Annotated in this window: 19 protein-coding genes; 9 read left to right on the top strand and 10 right to left on the bottom strand. The window is 36.7% G+C overall.

The genetic code is table 11. The features are described 5' to 3' along the window. Positions 1–169: 169 nt before the first annotated feature. Complete coding sequence (locus C8K15_RS04585) at positions 170–829, bottom strand: CPBP family intramembrane glutamic endopeptidase (RefSeq protein WP_108585254.1); 660 nt, start codon at positions 827–829, stop codon at positions 170–172. Positions 830–1,057: 228 nt separating this feature from the next. Between C8K15_RS04585 and C8K15_RS04580 the strand changes: the two genes are divergently transcribed. Next, positions 1,058–1,840 (top strand): enoyl-CoA hydratase, encoded by a 783-nt coding sequence (locus tag C8K15_RS04580; RefSeq protein WP_108585285.1) that lies wholly within the window; start codon positions 1,058–1,060, stop codon positions 1,838–1,840. Between the two features lie 80 nt (positions 1,841–1,920). Here the strand turns inward: C8K15_RS04580 and C8K15_RS04575 are convergent, their stop codons facing one another. Continuing rightward, on the bottom strand, positions 1,921–2,106 hold the full coding sequence (locus tag C8K15_RS04575; protein ID WP_108585253.1) for a YhzD family protein: 186 nt from the start codon (positions 2,104–2,106) through the stop codon (positions 1,921–1,923). Between the two features lie 212 nt (positions 2,107–2,318). Here C8K15_RS04575 and C8K15_RS04570 point away from each other — a divergent pair, with 212 nt between their 5' ends. The 5 genes from C8K15_RS04570 (at position 2,319) to yhaM (ending at position 10,339) form a co-directional block, all read left to right on the top strand. Next, positions 2,319–3,218, top strand: a complete 900-nt coding sequence (locus C8K15_RS04570) for an ABC transporter ATP-binding protein (RefSeq protein WP_108585252.1) — start codon at positions 2,319–2,321, stop codon at positions 3,216–3,218. Beyond that, positions 3,211–4,479 carry an ABC transporter permease gene (locus C8K15_RS04565; RefSeq protein ID WP_108585251.1) on the top strand — a complete coding sequence of 423 codons (1,269 nt, stop codon included), beginning with the start codon at positions 3,211–3,213 and terminating at the stop codon, positions 4,477–4,479. The genes C8K15_RS04570 and C8K15_RS04565 overlap by 8 nt, the downstream gene beginning before the upstream one ends. A 799-nt stretch (positions 4,480–5,278) precedes the next feature. Further along, entirely contained in the window at positions 5,279–6,499 is a 1,221-nt protein-coding gene (locus tag C8K15_RS04560; protein WP_108585250.1) for a metallophosphoesterase family protein, read from the top strand. Positions 6,500–6,509: 10 nt separating this feature from the next. Continuing rightward, entirely contained in the window at positions 6,510–9,404 is a 2,895-nt protein-coding gene (locus C8K15_RS04555) for an ATP-binding protein (protein ID WP_108585249.1), read from the top strand. Then, positions 9,401–10,339, top strand: coding sequence for a 3'-5' exoribonuclease YhaM (yhaM, locus tag C8K15_RS04550; RefSeq protein WP_108585248.1), 939 nt, complete (start codon positions 9,401–9,403; stop codon positions 10,337–10,339). Before C8K15_RS04555 ends, yhaM begins: the two co-directional genes overlap by 4 nt. A gap of 308 nt (positions 10,340–10,647) precedes the next feature. Here yhaM and C8K15_RS04545 read toward each other — a convergent pair whose 3' ends face one another. Then, on the bottom strand, positions 10,648–11,547 hold the full coding sequence (locus C8K15_RS04545) for a peptidylprolyl isomerase (protein ID WP_108585247.1): 900 nt from the start codon (positions 11,545–11,547) through the stop codon (positions 10,648–10,650). Between the two features lie 140 nt (positions 11,548–11,687). Here C8K15_RS04545 and C8K15_RS04540 point away from each other — a divergent pair, with 140 nt between their 5' ends. Next, positions 11,688–11,780, top strand: a complete 93-nt coding sequence (locus C8K15_RS04540) for a YjcZ family sporulation protein (RefSeq protein WP_108585246.1) — start codon at positions 11,688–11,690, stop codon at positions 11,778–11,780. 131 nt (positions 11,781–11,911) lie between these two features. Here C8K15_RS04540 and C8K15_RS04535 read toward each other — a convergent pair whose 3' ends face one another. The 6 genes from C8K15_RS04535 to C8K15_RS04510 all read right to left on the bottom strand — a co-directional run bounded on the left by C8K15_RS04535 (position 11,912) and on the right by C8K15_RS04510 (position 15,490). Then, a complete protein-coding gene (locus tag C8K15_RS04535) occupies positions 11,912–12,097 on the bottom strand; it encodes a hypothetical protein (RefSeq protein WP_108585245.1) in 186 nt (61 codons plus the stop codon). A gap of 68 nt (positions 12,098–12,165) precedes the next feature. Further along, a complete protein-coding gene (locus tag C8K15_RS04530) occupies positions 12,166–12,708 on the bottom strand; it encodes a DUF3267 domain-containing protein (protein WP_108585244.1) in 543 nt (180 codons plus the stop codon). Between the two features lie 126 nt (positions 12,709–12,834). Beyond that, a complete protein-coding gene (locus C8K15_RS04525; RefSeq protein WP_108585243.1) occupies positions 12,835–13,392 on the bottom strand; it encodes an HTH-type transcriptional regulator Hpr in 558 nt (185 codons plus the stop codon). 211 nt (positions 13,393–13,603) lie between these two features. Further along, positions 13,604–13,984, bottom strand: coding sequence for a YtxH domain-containing protein (locus C8K15_RS04520; RefSeq protein WP_108585242.1), 381 nt, complete (start codon positions 13,982–13,984; stop codon positions 13,604–13,606). Between the two features lie 433 nt (positions 13,985–14,417). Continuing rightward, positions 14,418–14,948: a tryptophan transporter gene (locus C8K15_RS04515; protein ID WP_108585241.1), complete on the bottom strand. Its 531-nt coding sequence runs from the start codon at positions 14,946–14,948 to the stop codon at positions 14,418–14,420. A gap of 116 nt (positions 14,949–15,064) precedes the next feature. Next, a complete protein-coding gene (locus C8K15_RS04510; RefSeq protein WP_108585240.1) occupies positions 15,065–15,490 on the bottom strand; it encodes an HIT family protein in 426 nt (141 codons plus the stop codon). 113 nt (positions 15,491–15,603) lie between these two features. On the opposite strand from C8K15_RS04510, the gene C8K15_RS04505 reads away from it, so the two are divergent. Next, on the top strand, positions 15,604–16,353 hold the full coding sequence (locus C8K15_RS04505) for an ABC transporter ATP-binding protein (RefSeq protein ID WP_108585239.1): 750 nt from the start codon (positions 15,604–15,606) through the stop codon (positions 16,351–16,353). Beyond that, positions 16,337–17,530: an ABC transporter permease gene (locus tag C8K15_RS04500; protein ID WP_108585238.1), complete on the top strand. Its 1,194-nt coding sequence runs from the start codon at positions 16,337–16,339 to the stop codon at positions 17,528–17,530. Before C8K15_RS04505 ends, C8K15_RS04500 begins: the two co-directional genes overlap by 17 nt. Positions 17,531–17,631: 101 nt before the next feature. Here C8K15_RS04500 and C8K15_RS04495 read toward each other — a convergent pair whose 3' ends face one another. After that, the gene (locus C8K15_RS04495; RefSeq protein WP_108585237.1) at positions 17,632–18,240 is read right to left on the bottom strand and encodes a DUF3298 and DUF4163 domain-containing protein; all 609 of its coding nucleotides are present in this window, start codon (positions 18,238–18,240) and stop codon (positions 17,632–17,634) included. Between the last annotated feature and the right edge of the window lie 32 nt (positions 18,241–18,272).

The raw sequence follows: 18,272 nt of genomic DNA, 5'->3' as shown, positions 1-18,272 counted from the left end.
CGGATAGGGATTTGAAACATCAATAGTACCAAAAGAAACATTATTTTGAAGTAAATCGCTGTTTTGATTGATAGTCATTACAAAAAATACTTGAATTAAAAGTTCATAGAAACACCCTTTCTTTTTAAGTTACTTACTAAAAAGGAAAATGTTTCAATAAATAACTTAATTACATAAGATAGTTCAAGTAAACTAATATAATACCGATGTCAGCGAGCGCATGACTTATTACTGGTGCGATAATAGATGAAAATTTCACTCTGAAATATCCCCATAGTAAGCCTGCAAAGAAAACGGGAATTGTTGCAATTAAGCTAAAGGGCATCTCAAATAGTGGAATCAAGGATAACATATGGTAGAGAGCATAAAAAAAAGATGTAAGAATAACGCTTTTCGGTACGCCTATTTTGTCCAGATAACGCTTGAACATAAATTCACGCCAGTACCATTCCTCTAACATTGGATTAATCAAAATTAATACTAGAATAAATCCCCACACGCTTGTCCCACTGAATCCCCACTGAATAAGTATTTTGGATAGTCGATCAATATCAAATAAATGATTTTGTAGCAATGCGACTGAACCATATATGGAAAGTAAACAAATAACGCCACTGATCATGCCAATCAATATAGGTTTTACCGCAAACCCATTTTTAATGGACTGAACAAATGCTTCTTTTAATTTTGAATGTCTTAAATAAGTTATAAATGGAATAAAAAATAACCAGCCATAAAACAAGACGAATGTTATAGGGATGGACTCAAAATAACTTAGTCCTATAAAGATCATTATAGTTGGACCAAACAAATAGACTACGTTCTTCATAGTTCCTCCTGGTTTACCGTTTTACAATAAGACACCAATCTTAGTATTGGATGCAACAGTCCTGAATATTCAAACTAAATATAGCTGATATTGGAATTTCTAGCAATATAATAAGATTAGCATGAAAAGGTTCTTTAATAGATTATTATACGAATTTAAAGGGTTTCCAAAAGGAATCTCGAATATTAATCTTATGAATGACTATTCACTCGGAAAGAGGTGTCTATTATTACATATGAAACATTAACTTTAGAAAAGAACGGTCGATTAGCAATTTTAACATTGAATAGACCACAAAGTATGAATGCGATGAATGGCACAATGATGAAGGAAATCGCCGATGCATTAGAAGGGTTACATGATGAAAAAGAGTTACAGGTTTTATTGATAAAAGGAGAAGGTCGTGCGTTTTCAGCTGGCGGTGATATAAAAGCTATGATGGATCCAACAAATCCGTTAGATATTGACACGGTAATGGGGGAAGTTTCTCGTTTAGCCAAAGCGCTTTATACACTTCCAATGATTACAATTGCATCTGTTCATGGTGCTGCTGCAGGTTTAGGTTTTAGTTTAGTCCTTGGATGTGATGTCGTTATCGCAGAAGAAAATAGTAAACTTGCCATGAACTTTATCGGGATAGGGTTAGTCCCTGATGGTGCAGGACATTTCTTCTTAAAAGAACGTGTAGGAATTCCAAAAGCGAAACAATTGATTTGGTCAGGGAAAGTGTTAAATGGTCACGATGCTTTGGCGTTAGGGTTAATTGACGAAGTCACTGCCGAAGGGAGAGCTTATGAGCAAGCGGAATTAGCAGCAGCGAAGTTCTTATCTTCTCCTGTTAAGGCGATGATTGCTACTAAACAAATATTACATACACAACATGTTCATGAATTAGAGCGTGTTTTAGCACTAGAAAGTTCATCACAATCTACAATGCGCCGATCGAAAGACCACTTAGAAGGAATCCAAGCATTTGTAGAAAAACGTAAACCGAGTTTTAAAGGGGAATAATTGAAAAGTCTGCTACAGCGAATTATCGTCATAGCAGACTTTTTTTGATTATTATTGTTAAATAAAACTTCAAATCTAACTTAACTATGAAAAAGAATAAGTCTACCGGCAGTGTTTACTAATCGATGCGTCTTGTTAGTGAAATCTTTTTCATCTATCATATCTTGGCCTTTTGATTTTGCTTCAACGTCAGATTCAAAATTCCATGTTTCTTCAAGAATTAATTTTCCTGTTGGTTCAAATGCTGTGAATTTATAAGGTTTCATAAATGTCCAACCTTTCTGAATTGAATGTATGTTCATTATACAAGTTTTCAAAACAAAAAAATAGGTTGAAAGTCAGCTCGACATTGTAAGCCTAAACTCTAATTAGTAAATGCATAAAGAAATTTCAATTAATTCGTTATATATTCTAGAATAAGTTTATGTATTTGATTAGTAGAATAGTTGTCGAGATAAAATTTATTAGGAGTGGAAGCATGACATTACAAATCGAACATGTGACAAAAAAGTTTGGTGATTTCGTAGCTGTACGTGATTTAACCATGACTGTTCAGCAGGGAAGTATGTACGGATTTTTAGGCGCGAATGGTGCAGGGAAGACTACTACATTTCGCATGATTTTAGGGTTACTTGATACAACAGAAGGGTCTATCACTTGGAAGGGGAAACCCATTACGTATGCAAATAGTTCACATATCGGCTATTTACCTGAGGAACGGGGATTGTATCCGAAAATGAAAGTAGAAGATCAACTCGTTTATTTAGGACAGCTTCGTGGCATGAAAAAAAGTGATGCGAAAATTGCTTCAAACGATTGGTTGGAACGTTTTGAAGTACCACATTATGCAAACAAAAAAGTGGAGGAACTGTCTAAAGGAAATCAACAAAAAATTCAACTAATAGCATCACTCGTACATAAGCCATCCTTAATCATTTTAGACGAGCCATTTAGTGGGCTGGATCCGGTCAACGTAGAAATGTTGAAAAAAGCCATATTGGACATCCAATTAGAAGGAGCTACAATAGTATTCTCCAGTCATCGAATGGATCATGTGGAAGAATTGTGCGAACAACTGTGTATCATGCATCATGGAGAGGCCATAGTCAGTGGTTCGTTACGTGATGTGAAACGCGGGTTTGGACGTCAAAATGTCAGAATAAAAGCAGATTTCGACCTTTCCTCTTTAGGGGAATTGGATGGTGTCAATTCATTTAAACCTTCAATTGAAGGAGGTCTTTTCCAAATTTCAGAAGAACGGACGGCACATGAACTATTACGTACAGCATTAACAAAAGGTGATATTCGTTATTTTGCAATCGAAGAACCATCCCTTCAAGATATTTTCATTGAAAAGGTAGGGAAAGAACATGCGTGATTTTTGGACGATATTTAAACAATCTTTCTGGACTAAAGCGAAAACTAAATCCTTCGTCATTACAACTATGATTGTAGTAGCCGGTATTTTCTTAATGGCTAACCTTTCTAGTATTATTTCAAAAGTTCAAGAGGTAGGGGTTTTTGGTGACGGGAAAGAAAAGGATACTATTTACGTACTTGATGAAAGTGGTAGTCTAATGGGTCAACTGCAACAGCAGTTGGACGCGAAAGACAGTGGCTTAACTTTGAAAGCAACAACTGAATCAATACAGGAGTTGGAGAAGCAGGTCACTGACGAAGAGATTACGAGTTTTCTCGTCTTGCTATTAAATGATACTGATACTATTCAAGCAACTTACACGTCAAAGAATGCCAATGCTATTGAACAACCCATAACTCTTCGGGAAGCTCTGCAAACCGTGCAAACGAACCTTAAAGCGAATTCTCTAAAACTTACTGGAGAAGAAGTTGCACAGTTATTTGTACCGATTCAATTCGAACAAGATGCAGTGAGTGCTTCTTCAAAATCGGAAGAGGAGTTAAGCCAAGCACGTGGTTTGGTTTATGTCTTAATCTTCGTTATTTATTTCGCTGTATTCTACTATTCAAATATGATTGCGATGGAAGTGGCGACAGAGAAATCGTCGCGAGTAATGGAAATCATCATTTCAAGTGTGTCTCCGGTTAAACATATGTTTGCTAAAATTTCGGGAGTTGGAACTCTTGGATTATTGCAAATCGCATTATTTGGATTGATCGGATTTGTCGCATTAAAAACGAGTTCCTCTGACTTAACATCCGGAGTATTTTCTTTCTTCGGTTTCTCAAACGTCAGTATAACCACGATGATATTTGCAGTTGTGTTCTTTTTACTTGGATACTTCCTATATGCTACTCTTGCAGCGTTACTTGGATCTCTCGTAAGTAGAACCGAAGATGTACAACAACTTTTATTACCGATGACTTTCATCATTATTATCGCATCGTTTATTGCGTTTTCAGGACTCGGTAATCCAGAGGCTAGCTATGTGACAGTGGCTTCGTATTTCCCATTCTTTACCCCTCTAGTGATGTTCTTGCGTGTAGGTATGCTGGAGTTGCCATTTTGGGAACCAGTACTCGGAATTGTCATCCTGTTAATAACGATATTTATCTTAGGTTGGTTCGGCTCCAGGGTTTACCGTGGTGGCGTGTTAATGTATGGTGCATCTCAATCGTTGAAAGATATCAAAAAGGCGATACAATTAGGCAAGAAATAGAATGTTTGAGCGAGGCAGATGATGCCTCGTTTTTTTATTGTGACGCTCTGTTAAACTAAAATGTTGTTTATCGTACATTTGCGCTAGCCGCTCTTGCGGCATGCTAGGCGCAAATGTACTTTTTTGTTTGTTTTAAAAATGACAGCATTCTTAAACTTAGCCAAAATAAAAAAAGCAGATAGAGGCGAAATAGCATCTTCGGACGAACATCTACTTAAAGAAACCTTCTATTCTGTAGTAAACCAAACCAAAATTACTGTGTCCTTTTAGGTTGCAAGGGAGCGAAGGGTGCACACCCGCCGCAGGATAATCTTTAAAAAGAGAGTTGGGCGATTGACGCAGTCACAAGCCCAACTCTCTTTATTCTCTAGATTATTGTGCAGCAGGTAAAGCGTCCGAAGCGAACTGGAAACCTGTCATCCTCAGTAAATGGAATCAAGGTTTCGATTTGTAGTTGAAGTGATATTTCTTAAATTGAATTTTAATGAGATGTTTTGAAAATAAAGGCTCTGTTAAACTATCCTGTTGTCTATCGTACATTTACGCTTGCTGCACGCTTCGAATGAGCCAACAAGTATGAAAACCACATCTTGTGGGTCTCATTCTTAACGCTCTTGCGGCATGCCAGGCGCAAATGTACTCTTTTGTTTGTTTTAAATATCAACAGCATTCTTTAACATTTGATAAGAACGATCTACCCTATTAAGAGTGTTTATCATAATACTTCCATAAGATAGTAATTTACCCGTTCAAATGATAAAATAAGAACAAGTATTCGATTATTGAAGGAGGGTCCCATATGACATCCATTCGCTTTTTTCATGTAGCCGACTTGCATCTTGACAGTCCATTTAAAGGAATTACGTCGATGCCAGAGCATCAATTAAAAACTCTTCGGGATAGTACGTTCAATGCTTTCCAAACACTTATTCAATCTGCTGTCCATGAAAAACCGGATTTCATCCTTATCGTAGGAGATATATACGATGGGGAAGACCGTAGCTTACGAGCACAACATAAGTTTCAACAAGGAATGGAAGAATTAAATAATCATCAAATTCCGGTGTTTATTTGTCATGGTAATCATGATCATCTTGGTGGCAAATGGACTCGCTTTCAACTTCCTTCAAATGTACATGTGTTTCAAAAGAAAACAGAACAGGTCCATATTCGTATTCAACAACAAGACGTTTACATAAGTGGGTTTAGCTATAAAGAACGTCATGTTAAAGAGTCTATGATTTCTTCTTATTCAGAGGCAAACAATAACGATGCGATTCACATTGGCATGTTGCACGGAAGTTTGGCTGGAGATAAAACACATGACGTCTATGCACCCTTCACTAAAGACGAACTTATTAGTAAAAATTATGATTACTGGGCACTTGGTCATATTCATAAACAGCAAGTTTTACATATGGAACCACCAATTGTTTATTCAGGCAACATTCAAAGTCGTCATCGGAATGAAAAAGGCCCAAAAGGTTTTTATGACGTTACACTTACAAAAGGAAACGCACAGCTAACATTCATTCCTACATCTGCAATTATTTACGAACAAGTTACATGTTCTTGTAAAGATATCGTCCATGCCAATGAATGGTTTGAAGCTATTGAAGAAGTTATTAATCAATTCCGTAACAATTATGGAGCGGGCGTGTTAGAAGTGAAATTAACCGAGGTTGATGCGAATACGTTAGCAATGCTTGACGGTACACCCATGGATGAGTGGCTTTCAATGGTGCGAGAAACCCAAGAAATGAGAGACCCTTTAATTTGGGTGCAGTCAATTTCATTTGAAACTTCAGAAACTTTTGAAATGGAATCGAGTGGACTAACAGAAAATGTGATTTCAGTAATGGATAATTGGAACACAAAAGAATGGAAAGAAATCGTTAGTGATGTTTATCAACACCCTAGGTTGAGTCGATTCATGGAACCATTAACAGAAGAAGACTATAAGACTATTGGAAGAAAAGCCAGTGCATTGTTACAAAAAGAGCTTGTAGTAAAGGAGTGAAAAACCTAATATGCGCATAGACAAGCTTGTGATTTATGGTTTTGGCCAACACGAAGATACTACGATTGAACTTAAAGATGGTATTAATGTATTTTTTGGGTGGAATGAAGCAGGTAAGACAACCATTCAGCAGTTCTTGTTATCAGTACTGTTTGGGTTCCCACTTCGAAATCAAGGGTTGCTTAGATACGAACCAAAGGGTGGAGGTAGGCACGGTGGACAAGTGCATATTACTCATACAGAATTCGGAAAAGTTGTTATTGAACGTGTTAAAGGGAAGTCTGCAGGTGACGTAACCCTATACTTTGAGGACGGGACAAGAGGTGAAGAAGAAGCTTTGAAAAAAGTGCTTTATCGCTATGATCGCATTTCGTTTGAGTCGATTTTCTCGTTTTCCATTCATCAATTACAACACTTTGACAAAATGACAGAAGAAGAATTAAGCAGAACACTCCTCGCATCGGGCACTACTGGAGTGGATGCTATTACAAAACTGGAGCAACGTGCGATAAAAGAAATGAATTCTTTATTTAAAAAGTCGGGGAAAATTCCGGAAATGAACGTGAAAATTGAAGAAATTCGAAGACTCGAGCAAACATTAAAAGAAGCTAGAATGAAACTTGACCAGTATGAGCCCGCAATTTTGCGAATCTCCGAAATAGACCAGCAACTGGACTCCTTGAAAATTGAAGAGCGTTTACTTCAAAAAAGCAACGAGCAATATGCAAAGTACCGACAAGCAAAACCTTTACTCGAACAGCAAATACAACTAGAAACAAAGCTTTTTGCAATAAATCAACAATCATTTCCTTCAGAAGGAATTCGACGATATGAAACATTAAAAGTTCGTGTACAAGAGCTCCACATTCAAATAGAACAACTTCAACAAGCTATTTTACAAGTTGAGCAACAATCAAATGGCATACACAATTCTAAAGGATTAAAAGAAATAGATGATTTGTTGTCAAAAGAAACAGAGTGGCATCATTGGAATCTTCGCAAGCAACAGTTATCAAATGAGTTAGAGCAATTGAAACTCGACATAGAACAACAAGCTCGTTTGCTCGGCATTCAGGATGAAAATCATTTTAATCTGGTAATGGCAATGGATGTGTCTCTTCAAAAAGAAGAGTACTTCCAACAAGTCATGCTCCGGTTGCAACAAGCAGAAGAAAGTATTCGTTTTGAGATGCAAAGTCTGGAACGTTTGCAAATTGAAAGTGAAGAAAGTGTAAGGAAACTAAACCAGCTTAAGGAATCAGCACCAAGTGAAGCAGATGAGCAAGAGGTTGGAAAACTACAAAATTCGATTCGGCAATTGGCAGAATTAAAAGCGCGTCAGCAAATTGAGAAAGAGCCAACAACTCAGAAGAAAAATACGCAATTTATTGTAAGTGCGCTTATCTTACTTACTTCTCTTATTGGAGCTATTTCTTTTGGGGATTGGAGAATCGCTATTGGAGGCATTCTATTAACCGGAATAATATTTGGTCTAATAAAGAGCATGAATCAACCTAAATCTGAAAAACATACAAAAGACTATAGTGAAGAAATAGTGTCACTGGAACAACAGCTGTCAAAGACTGAACAGCTAGCGGAACAAGTAAGATTATATAACGATCGACTTTTGCAGCTTATTGAGCAACGACGAGATAAACAACAAATGAGTACAAAAATTGAGCAAAACTTATTAGCTGCTAATCAGAATCATAGTGAAGCCAAAGAATCACTAAGCCAATTTCTTAGACTCCATGGATTTGATGGTTTATTACAGCCGCAAATGTTTCCTGAACTCTTTAAGCGGATTCGCCAAATTCAAGAAATTCACCATCTAATTTCTCGGAAATCACTGGAGTTTCAATCGATGGGTGATCAAATTCATGAACGACTTAGAATTATGAAAGATGTTACGGGCAAATCGCTTTCTGTAGAATCAGCATATAGGTCATTAAGGGATGTTGCCAATTCTCTAAAAGAGGACCAAAAAGAGCAAGAAAATGCGCAAATAAAACAAAAAGAATGGGTATCGCAATTGACAGAGAAACAACAATTATTTGAGATTCAGTCAAATGAAGTTCAATTGCTCTGGAATGAAGCTCAAGTTAGCGATGAATCTGCTTTCTATCAGGCCGATAGTGAATTTAGAGAAAAACAATCTCTACACCATGATTTACGAGCTATAAAAGCACAGTTAGATTCGATTGGAGAATTTCATTTAGCAATTGATGACGAACAACAACAGCATTTATCCTCAGAAGAACTTAGTGCGAAATCAAATGATTTTCTTAAGATTCGCCATGAATTGTTGGAGGAAAAAGCATCGCTGAGACAGCAAACAAATTCTATGTTAAGTGATGAAGGTTATGGTCAGTCTCTTCAACAATTTGAACAAAAGAAAGCAGAACTCGCAGAACTCGCTCACAAATGGTCTGTCAATAAGGCAATAACTGAAGCCATCAATCAAACTATGTATAACTTAAAAGAGAAGCGACTTCCATTTGTTCTTGATACAGCACAAGAATTCTTCAACCAATTAACGAATGGGCGCTACGATTCGCTTGAGGTAAATGAGGATGGGATTTTTGAAGCTGTTAATCCACAAGGTATACGTTATCGAATTGCCGAACTTAGCCAAGCGACCAAAGAACAAGCGTATATTTCATTGCGCTTTGCATTGTCGGAATCTCTAGTAAACACGATACCACTTCCAATCGTAATGGATGATCCATTTGTCCATTTCGATCGTTTTCGAGTGAAACAAATGGTACAATTAATGACAGATTTAGAAAACAATCATCAGTTCTTATACTTTACATGTCATGAAGATATGACAACAATTTGGCCGCAAGCGCACATCATTGATGTCGCAGCATTGCAAAACGAAAGGAGTGTGCCATCGATATGAAACGCGTTACAGAATTAGCCGTGGGAGAAGCTGTAGACCACTTTCTATTAATTAAACAATCTACCAAAGCATTTACTACTACTGGCAATAAATTTATGACACTCATTTTACAGGATAAGAGTGGAGATATTGAAGCAAAGCTTTGGGACACAACGGAAGAACATGAAACGTTATATCATGCAGAGGCAATTGTCCGAGTAGGCGGTGAAATTCAACACTATAGAGGGAAGAACCAGTTGCGAATTAAGAGTATTCGTGTCGTAAAAGAAGAAGAGGGAATTTCGCTAGCGGATTTAGTACCATCTGCTGAAAAGCCGAAAGAAGTATTGTTTGAGGAATTAATGCAATTTTTCTTCGAAATGAAAAATCCCGCCATTCAACGAATTACTCGACACTTGTTGAAAAAACATCAGGCAGCCATCATGACTTATCCAGCAGCTACTAAAAATCACCATGACTACGTTTCGGGATTAATTGATCATGTTGTATCGATGTTGAAACTAGGGAAGTCTTTATGTGAGTTGTATCCATCACTAAATAAAGATTTACTATATGCAGGCATCATTTTACATGATGTTGGTAAAGTAACGGAGTTATCTGGACCTATTGCTACTTCTTATACGATTGAAGGGAATTTACTGGGTCATATTACAATTATGGTAAATGAAATTTCAAAAGCTGCAGAAGAATTGCAAATTGAAGGAGAAGAGGTCATGCTTCTTCAACATATGGTGCTATCTCATCATGGTAAAGAAGAATGGGGAAGCCCCAAAAGACCAATGCTACGTGAAGCGGAAATGCTTCACTACATCGATAATATTGATGCGAAAATGAACATGCTAGACCGCGCATTAAATAAAACGAATCCTGGTGAGTTCTCAGAGCGACTATTCCCGCTCGAAAATCGTTCATTCTATAAACCAACATTTGAGTAAGAATAGCGTGACGGGGCATTTTAGGGCGACACCGGCGCTGGAAGATTCGAAACGGGAACTTGTTCCCGATTGAAATGGAAGGAAGGCTAAGTTCGTGACTTCGTGGTGCTCCTGCGGTTACTCGTCGCAAAATTCAGTGTTAAGAAATTTCGCAAAGCCTTCATGACCCACGTCCTGTGGCCCCAAGCTTAGGTGCGGCCTGCCCCGGGGAGCTAGACAGTAAGAAAAGCGTAACAGCGCACATACCTTATCAAAATAATAACTAAAAGGCGCTCCCATTTATGGGAGCGCCTTTAATGTGTAATCTTTTATTCAGCTGCAGCTGGTTCTGCTGGTTCAGGGTTTAAAATTTGATCGATTGCGCCTTTCAAATCTTCATCCTTGATCTTGATGTCAGCTTCTTTCATTAATTTCGATACTTTCGGAAGTAATGAACTAGTATCTGCTTTTTGTACTTTTAGAGTTTTCGTAATTTCAGCTTTATTTTCTTCTAACGTGCCAATATCTTTTTCACGTTTGTCTGTAACTTCAATGATGTGGAATCCGAATTCCGATTTCACAGGCTCACTAATAGTATTCTTTTCTAAAGCCAACGCAGCATCAGAAAATTCTTTTACCATTTTATCTGGTGTGAACCAACCAAGTTCGCCACCTGATTCTTGTGCAGCTTGCTCAGTAGAATATTTTTTTGCTACTTCAGCAAAGTCTGCGCCTTTTTCAAGCTTAGTTTTAACTTCTTTAGCTGTTGCTTCGTCAGCAACTAAAACATGACGTGCATTTAACTCTGTTTGCATGTTTTTATATTGAGCTTCAACTTCTTTATCTGTAACTTTAATGCCTTCAGTCAAAGCTTTTTCTTGCAATAAATTCAAACGGATATACTTTTTATAGCCTTCTTCAGTTTGACCTTGTTGTTCAAGGTATTGAGCAAAGCCTTCGCCCATTTCTTTTTTCTCTTTGTCAAATTGAGCCTTTACTTCTTTGTCTGAAACTTCATATTCTGAAGCTAAGACTTTTTCGATAATTAATACTTGAAGTGCTTGTTTACCAACAGACTGTTTCATTTCTTCATATAATTCATTTTTTGAAATATCGCCAGCTTTAGAAGTGACAATTGCAGGTGAATCATCAGATGCAGAGTCACCGCTACAAGCTGATAAAGCTAAAACTGATGCTGCTAAAGTTAATGTTAATACGGATTTTTTCATGGGAAATCTCTCCTAACTTCTCTTCTTGATGCAGTGTTTACTATAACATAAACGAAGAAAAAACAAAAATGGTTCCCATATTTGCCTACGAAAGACAATCAAAGGAGCATACTCTAACAAAGAGAGAGGGGGTGTGCGAAGTGAGTGGTGGACATCATGATCAATCTGGCTTTGCGTTAATTGTAGTTCTATTTATCTTATTAATTATCGTTGGTGCAGCGTTCTTGTGCTAATGAAAAAGAGTGGAGAGTGCTATTTTAGTGCTTGAAACCAACTATAAAGCCTCCAATAAAGGCTTTTTTACCTAGATTCTTACTGGTAAAAAGAAAAAGTCCATTTGCCTAGTTCAGGCGAATGGACTTTTTTATGCTGTAAATAAAATTTCTACGTAAAAGGAAACAAGTAAAATCGTTACCAATACATTTATTGTTCTGAAAATCTTATTTTGCTTTTCTTCAGGAATTTCTCGTTGTGCACATAACGCATAGGTCATGCGGTTTATTTGGAATAAATACACTATCGAGAATAGCACTACTATTGTGATAATCACGCTTATTCCTCCCCTCTGCCAATCTACACAATCATATCAAAATCACGAGAAAAAGAACAGTAAACTGACTAGATAGTAGGAGGGACTAATATTTCATATCCAGTTTCCGTTTCTTCAATCAACGCTTTTTTCGGTGACCGAGCAAGATTCTTAATATATAACAAATCAATTAGACAAAGACCACAATGGTATGAAAGCAGCACTGTAAAGTAATGTCCAAATTCCGGAAACGTAAATGCACCCGTAATTAAAATGGTGTTAATGATAAAAAATGGAGCAAGTAAAGCGAATAAGAAAAGTGTTTTTGGAACCGGTTCTTTAACACGAATAGATAAAATTGGAATAATACCAAATTGTGTTTTTACAGAAAAATGAATTCGATTACGATAACGAATCAATGGTAGGTAATGAATAGCTTTATGTGTCGGATATAATAAAATAAAACTTAGTAGAAAAATTGTAAATCTATCATCAGAAAGGGGATTATCGTTTAATATTTCAATTACTACATAGAAAAATGAAAATACGGCAAGGACAAGTAACAATGACAACATGAAAATACGATCGAAGCCGTATTGTTTTTTTACGTTAATGGTTTTCCAGCAGTGCAATGTATGCATCTCCTATAATAAAATAATATGCTTGCAGATACATACATTACGATGTTTTGGGTAAAAAAGCAAGTCTACTAATATTACATTTTAGACAGCGTTTTCATCCATTTAGATTACTTAGTTTTACCTCACTGTTGGTCTGATATTATCAATCTTTTCATCGAAGCTTTTATCTATGTTTTTGAATGAGTGTTCAAATATCCCCATGAAGTCATCACCGTAAATATTACGAATTACAGCCATTACTTCCATAAATTCTGGAAATCTCCCGTACAAGTCTTTAAGAGGAAGAGAACCTTCAATTACGGAATGTTGGGAGTCATGGTAGTGTTCAATCATATTCATCAATAACTCTTGGCCTTGTTCTGTAAGTTCGACATATGTATTTCGTTTATCAGCTTCACGTTTTGAAAAAGATAAAAGTCCTCGTTCTTCTAATTTTTTTGAAAAATTAAATGCAGTAGACACATGCATTACACCAAATTTTGCTACATCTGAAATAGAAGCACCTTTTAAATGATAAGAAATCCATAAAATATGATGTTCATTAATATTCAAATTATAAGGTTTTATCCACTGCTGCCAATCTTTTTCCACTGCTTTCCAAAGTGCTTTCGACAGCTGTGCAATCCGCTGGCTGTAGAGCATTGCCTCTTTCATTGTGTACATTTGTTCAGACATGTCGCCACCTTCTTCCGCGAAAATCATTTTCTATCATTATAGCAATAAAGTAAAGTCCTGCATAGTTGGAATTTTTGAAATATTATGATGACAATAATAATTTTTATAAATCATCCAATAATAGCTTTACATTATTTTGCTGACTATGTGTGTTGAAGCAGATTATCAAAAAAAAAAGTCCTACAAATAAATGTAGGACAGAGATTTACCTTCAGTTAATAGGCGAAGGGTTTTTTTGATATTTAGCTATCGATTTTTCTAATTCTTCCATAGCCATTTGAATTGAAGAAATTTCATTTTGCAAATTTTCTTGTATTGGCTCGGTTTGATTCTGCCACAATTGAACAGACTGTTTTAATTCATCAATCGTTTGTGGAATTTCTGTTTTCGTTTCTTTTGATAAGCGGGCAATAGATTGTTTTAAATCACTTATTTGAAATTTCACTTGAGATAATTTTTCTTTCCAATCTGAAGATGCAGTTTTGACATTAGATCGTAATTCGCTACCAGATTGAGGAGTAGAGAATAAGGCAGCTGCTGATCCTGCAACAACACCTGTTACTAAACCAATAAAAAATGTAGATGCTTTCATTTTAGAAGCACTCCCTTCATATATATGTATACTATTCCTTCATTTCAATTAATTAAAACATGTTGGACAAGCTAAGACAACACGAAATGCAAAAAGCGCTATTCTAGGTCGTCAAAGTGCCTTGGAAGAAAAGAGTCAAAACTCGTTTATGAATGAGTTTTAAGGTTCGAAGGCTAAGACCGCGACGTCGAGGTGCTCCTGCGGTTACTCGTCGCAAAATGCAGTGCTAAGAAATTTCGCAAAGCCTTCATGACCCACATCCTGTGGGCCCAAACTTAGGTGCGAGTGGGTGCTTGTAACAAGAAAAATCGGAAATTGAAACGGCAATCTAGGTGACGACTAGCCTTTTAACGAGCGAATAAGAAAACGCCATTCGAATTCGGAAGTGAGGTAAAAAAAATGGCCTGCCGAGAATGGCAGACCACTTATATATTTAGTTTGAAAGAGCTGTTTTAAATTTCGATCTTTTCACCAATTGAGTTACAATCGGGAAAATAAAGACAAATGCGATGGAATTTAATGCAACTGTTGGTAAGACTACCGTTGTAACAAGGAACCCAAACGATAAAGGAATTTCTACACCGAGTACAAAAATCGCAACGGACAAGAAAATAACGCCTGATAAGAATGTGCCAACTGCTGTAAGTGCTACTGCAACAGGAAGTTTTGTCGTTAAATGTTTCAACGCCACAACTACTGCAAAAAATACAAATGCGGTAATGAATTTATCGACGACGTTAGGAATAAATCCTGCTGGGAAAGTAGAAAACAGCCCAGATATAACGCCGGTAGTAATTGCTAATAGAAAGACATGTGATACTTTAGGGAAAAGTAGAATCCCAATAAACATCATCGTTAACATAAAGTCTGGTTTCATCCCACCATTAAAACCTGGGATTACTAAGTACAATGCTGCTCCTACACTAACCAGTAGGGACATTAACACTAAATTTTTTGTATTCATTTTCTCATCTCTCCTCAACTATTCTAATGTAATTTTTGGATTCTCCTGAGGTATCCTGTGATCGACAGCGAGAAACTTATATTTCATGTTACAGTTTAATAGCGATAAATGCAAGATTACTTGCTTAGATTTAATCGGATTTGTTCAGCATACTCTGCAAACATTTCGCTCGTATACTGTTTTTCTTTTGTTTGCCATGAAGCTTTAAAACCATCTGTTTGATCATATCTCGGTATAAAATGAAGATGAAAATGGAAAACACTTTGTCCAGCAGGAGCACCGTTGTTATTCAGTAAATTTAAGCCAACAGGTTGGAATGAAGCTTTAAGCGAATTAGCAATTTTCGGCACAACGGAAAATAATTGTCCCGCTACTTCAGAGGACATGTCATAGACGTTTTCATGATGTTTTTTTGGAATTAATAATGTATGGCCTTTTGTAAGGGGCATAATATCCATAAAGGCTAACACATGTTCATCTTCATACACTTTAGTACTTGGAATCGAACCGTCTACAATTTTACAAAACAAACAATCATTCATTGCGGTCACGTCCTTTCATGATATGGTCCTAAGTTTATCATAAATGGAAGTGACTAGTGAAAAGCTAATTCGTTATTTTTTTGTTAAGATATAGAATAAAAGGGGTGCATTTGATGAACGTATTAGAAGTAAGTGGAGTTACAGGTGGCTATACTCGTAAACCAATCATTCATGATTTATCTTTTTCAATAGCACCCGGAGAATTAGTCGGTCTTATAGGACTGAATGGGGCAGGGAAAAGCACAACAATTAAGCACATTATTGGATTAATGAATCCAAGAGACGGAGAAATTCGTTTAAACAAAGTGACGATGGAAGAAGACATGGATGCGTATCGTTCTTCGTTTTCATATATTCCTGAAACACCTGTATTGTATGACGAATTAACCTTAAAGGAACATTTGGAACTTACAGCTATGGCGTATGGTTTGGATGAAGCAACATTAGCCGCTCGGTCCGAAGTACTATTAAAAGAATTTCGAATGGAAAAACGTTTAAATTGGTTTCCATCACACTTTTCTAAAGGAATGCGTCAAAAAGTGATGATTATGTGTGCATTCTTAGTGAATCCTTCCTTATATATTATTGATGAACCTTTCGTCGGGCTGGACCCTCTCGGGATTCAATCGTTGCTGGATCAAATGAATGAAAAGAAACAAACGGGTGCTTCCGTTCTTATGTCTACACATATTTTATCTACAGCAGAACGGTATTGTGACCGCATTTTGTTATTGCACAACGGTCGAATTCGAGCGCAAGGGACAATGAAAGATTTACGAGTTGCATTTAACATGCCACTAGCTACTCTCGATGACTTGTACATCGCGATGACTAAGGAGCGAGACAATGAAGAACCTACATGACGTCTGGCGTAAACGGTTTCTTCATTACGTAAACGAACTTCAAAAATACTTAAAATATGTTTTCACTGGTCATCTTGCTATTGTCGTAGTGTTCGTACTTGGAGCAGGTGGTTATCAATATAGTGAATGGTTAAAAACAGTACCAAGTGATTTTCCAGGTACTTGGTTGGTAGCAACTGTTATTGGAGTTTTACTTTCATTTAGTATGCCAACAACATTGATACGTGAACCAGACCAAGTGTATTTACTTCCACTTGAAACGAAATTAATGACGTATATGAAAAAGGCATTGTCTTGGACGTTCTGGTCACAACTTTTTATCGTAATTGTGCCATTTATCGTCGCAATTCCGTTATTGAGCCAAGTGAGTAAAATTCAGCCTAAAACATTAGGTCTTGTATTTATCATTATGTTGCTATTGAAATGGTGGAACGTGCAAGTAGAGTTTGCATTCAGATGGGCGAACCGAGGGCAAGGGGTATGGGGAGATCGCATTGTACGTGCATTTATTTCTATCGCTGTACTTGCTAGTGCCTTTACAATGAATCCATTGTATTTGTTGTTACTAATTATACCTATTGTATTTTATTTTATTTCCTGGAGCCGTCAACTGAAAGGACAACCTTTCCCATATGAGCACTTCGTGAAAATGGAACAAAATCGGATGTTACGTTTCTATCGCTTTGCTAATTATTTTACGGATGTACCTCATATACAAGGAAGCATTCACCGTCGCCCATGGCTTAATGGATTGTACCGATTAGTGCCAAGTCATCAGAAGAATGCTCAAGACTATTTAGTATTCAGAACCTTCGTTCGTACTGATGATACGTTTTACTTATGGTTACGATTAACTTTACTGTCAGCTATAGGTGCAGCATTTATTGACATTCCTATTGTTGTGATGATTTTTGTTGGAGCGTTAGCATTTGCTTCTGCGATTCAAATCAAACAAGCACTGTCAGCATCTAGTGAATTCCGGATGGATATGCTTTTCCCAATTGCAGAAAATGCAAGAAACAATGGTATTTTAAAACTAGTGCGAGTGGTTCAAGTTTTACAAGCTTTGATTGTGCTAGTGACTTTAGTGATTGTTGGTGTGGAACAAGCAAGTTTATACGCATTGCCTATCGTTGTATTGATTGTAAGTGAGATTACCTTACGGATGAGTAAATAATAATGAAAATAGTAAATGGTCTCATAACCCTATAGATTCAGGGGTATGAGACCATTATTATTTGAGCGTTAAGCATGTGAATTGAAGTTGTTCTTAATAAATCAAAAAGGTAATAATTTTTCAAGCGGCCCATTTGGCTGAATGATATCTTGAATGTCGAGGATGGGAATAGGGAAATATGGGAATCCCCAAACGTAGGGCGTGATTTCATAGAGTTGGAAATAAATAACCAGGGAATGGTCAGCAAGGTAGAAATCTTGATCGGGTCTAATTTTAGTGAATTCACCAAGAAGTTGGATTTCCCAATCTTTAATTTTCTGTTGAATAATTGACGATAAAGCCGTGACGTAATCACTATCTGGTTTGAATAAGTCCTTTAATTCGTACTGTTTCCCTGTTGTTACATCAAACGATAGGGATTTAACTATGGTCATGCCGTGTGCGCCACCTGTGAACGAATACACAGTTAGAGTCAAACTAAATATGTTCCTTTCATTTGTTTTGATTTCAAATTCTCCAACCATCTCTTGAAGGTTTGAATCATGATACCCAAGCTCAATCATTGTTTTATTTAATGTAGAAACAATGGTTGAGTTTATCGTTAATTCAGCCTGATGATTGGCCAAACCTATTACGAATGGATAATAAACGTTAACTTTTGGCGTTTGTTTTTGAAGTGATTTGTAGCCAACTGAAACTGGCAAGTCCATGTATACATCCTTTCCAATAGGTAATTGGTATT

Origin of the sequence: Paenisporosarcina sp. OV554 (genome assembly GCF_003058165.1) — a bacterium.
Lineage (GTDB): Bacteria > Bacillota > Bacilli > Bacillales_A > Planococcaceae > Paenisporosarcina.
The sequence above is the reverse complement of the archived record's forward strand: the minus strand, read 5'-3'. Positions and strand labels throughout refer to the sequence as shown.

Excerpts from the sequence above, each read along its gene's own strand:
- C8K15_RS04585 (WP_108585254.1), bottom strand. The coding sequence starts at position 829 with ATGAAGAACGTAGTCTATTTGTTTGGTCCAACTATAATGATCTTTATA.
- C8K15_RS04575 (WP_108585253.1), bottom strand. The coding sequence starts at position 2,106 with ATGAAACCTTATAAATTCACAGCATTTGAACCAACAGGAAAATTAATT.
- C8K15_RS04570 (WP_108585252.1), top strand. The coding sequence starts at position 2,319 with ATGACATTACAAATCGAACATGTGACAAAAAAGTTTGGTGATTTCGTA.
- C8K15_RS04565 (WP_108585251.1), top strand. The coding sequence starts at position 3,211 with ATGCGTGATTTTTGGACGATATTTAAACAATCTTTCTGGACTAAAGCG.
- C8K15_RS04560 (WP_108585250.1), top strand. The coding sequence starts at position 5,279 with ATGACATCCATTCGCTTTTTTCATGTAGCCGACTTGCATCTTGACAGT.
- C8K15_RS04555 (WP_108585249.1), top strand. The coding sequence starts at position 6,510 with ATGCGCATAGACAAGCTTGTGATTTATGGTTTTGGCCAACACGAAGAT.
- yhaM (WP_108585248.1), top strand. The coding sequence starts at position 9,401 with ATGAAACGCGTTACAGAATTAGCCGTGGGAGAAGCTGTAGACCACTTT.
- C8K15_RS04545 (WP_108585247.1), bottom strand. The coding sequence starts at position 11,547 with ATGAAAAAATCCGTATTAACATTAACTTTAGCAGCATCAGTTTTAGCT.
- C8K15_RS04525 (WP_108585243.1), bottom strand. The coding sequence starts at position 13,392 with ATGTCTGAACAAATGTACACAATGAAAGAGGCAATGCTCTACAGCCAG.
- C8K15_RS04520 (WP_108585242.1), bottom strand. The coding sequence starts at position 13,984 with ATGAAAGCATCTACATTTTTTATTGGTTTAGTAACAGGTGTTGTTGCA.
- C8K15_RS04515 (WP_108585241.1), bottom strand. The coding sequence starts at position 14,948 with ATGAATACAAAAAATTTAGTGTTAATGTCCCTACTGGTTAGTGTAGGA.
- C8K15_RS04510 (WP_108585240.1), bottom strand. The coding sequence starts at position 15,490 with ATGAATGATTGTTTGTTTTGTAAAATTGTAGACGGTTCGATTCCAAGT.
- C8K15_RS04505 (WP_108585239.1), top strand. The coding sequence starts at position 15,604 with ATGAACGTATTAGAAGTAAGTGGAGTTACAGGTGGCTATACTCGTAAA.
- C8K15_RS04500 (WP_108585238.1), top strand. The coding sequence starts at position 16,337 with ATGAAGAACCTACATGACGTCTGGCGTAAACGGTTTCTTCATTACGTA.
- C8K15_RS04495 (WP_108585237.1), bottom strand. The coding sequence starts at position 18,240 with ATGGACTTGCCAGTTTCAGTTGGCTACAAATCACTTCAAAAACAAACG.